Here is a 1483-nt window from a genome sequence, read left to right as displayed (position 1 = left end):
AACGCTGAGCGCACCGGTGGCCTTTACAGAGCGAAGCGGCGTAAAGGACATCCGCGTGACGCGTATTGTTATGCACTGTTAAATCTCCCGCCGTTGCCCGATACACAGCAGTGCAGTTGGTTCCAAGTTTGAGGGTAACCTCAATGCTTCCTTGACCCTTGCATCATCAAACCCTGCCACCAGAACACAACCAAGTCCGAGAGCCGTACTCTGGAGATGAACATTTTGCGCTAAAGCCCCAGTTTCCATATATACATAGCGAGCACCTCGCTCTCCCTCGGGTGGCTGAGATTCAAAGTGCCGAACCGCAACTCCGAGTTTCGCTGAAACCCCGATGACGATAGCTGCCTCTTTCAACCATGGTTGATCGCCAATCCCTAGCTCGTGCATCGCCCCTTCCGGAATACAGCTACCGACTAGCTCCAGCGAATGGCTTTCAGCCTTATACTCATAGGTACCGGGCTCAAGTTCCGATACCCGCTGCACCACAATTTGTAGATACAGCGGGTATAACCCACCTGCTGATGGAGTTGATCTTTTTTGATCGGCACCGGTTACGCCTTGGGCCGACCAAAGCAATTGGGACAAAACACCTAAAGGTAGCGGTGCCTGCGTATATTCTCTTACGCTGCGCCGAGACTCAATACACTCAACCAATGGCTCAGAGCCTTGTAATTCGGGCGTTGGTAGCTCGATGACCATGCACTTACCCCCCTATGCATAACGACTGAATTATGCGCCATCACTGTCTTTCCCGGTAACTTTTGCATCAGAACCGAGGAGTTATGCAACCTACCGGGAGAGCGCCAGCCAGCCCGCACAACCAGCCATCAAGCCGGCAGAGGTTCTATTCACCCGCTTCATCACCTTCGGGGAGCTAGCTGCACGACGAACCTTTAAAGCCGCCGCCAGATAAGCGAATTGGACCGCAAGGTCGATCCCGAGTCCCAAAGCTAGGATCAGCCCGACCTCAGACAGCGACAGTGCCGTCATGTCGAAGGCGTGGGGCAGCACAGCCCCAAAGAAGATCACCGCCTTGGGATTGCTGAGCGTCAGGAATGATCCGGCCAGGATGCCGCGCCCAACGGAAAACGCGGACGCGGATGTGAGCTGTCCCCGCAAGGTGTCCCGAGTCCAGAGCTTCCAAGCGACGAACAAAATGTAGGCAATGCCGAGCCATTTTACCGTGATAAAAACAGCCTCAAAGCGTAAAGCTAGCGCGGCAAGCCCGAGCATCGCAACAACCAACCAAACAGCATTTCCCAGCACCATGCCGACGATGAAAGAAACACTGGCGCGCCCGCCCCGCGAGAGAACCTGACAGATCAACACACCTTGTGCGGGGCCAGGGATCGCGGCTGCAATTGCAAAAGGTACGATGAAAAACCAAATCGAAGTAGTGATGTTCATGTATTCTCCTGAAGAGTCTATTCGTTTTGACTACATGACTGAGATAACCGGCCAGACTGCAAGCGCATAACGC

At 54.1% G+C, this 1483-nt stretch carries 2 protein-coding genes; both read right to left on the bottom strand.

Going from position 1 to position 1483, the window contains the following annotated elements; genetic code table 11:
• Window positions 1–78 precede the first annotated feature (78 nt).
• Entirely contained in the window at window positions 79–702 is a 624-nt protein-coding gene (locus ACSSVV_RS20965; protein ID WP_031211402.1) for a SagB/ThcOx family dehydrogenase, read from the bottom strand.
• A gap of 90 nt (window positions 703–792) precedes the next feature.
• Window positions 793–1410, bottom strand: coding sequence for a LysE family translocator (locus tag ACSSVV_RS20960; RefSeq protein ID WP_022993460.1), 618 nt, complete (start codon window positions 1408–1410; stop codon window positions 793–795).
• Between the last annotated feature and the right edge of the window lie 73 nt (window positions 1411–1483).

The sequence above is a fragment of the Marinobacter sp. MBR-105 genome, from assembly GCF_053628895.1.
This window is presented reverse-complemented; position numbering and strand designations above follow the sequence as displayed.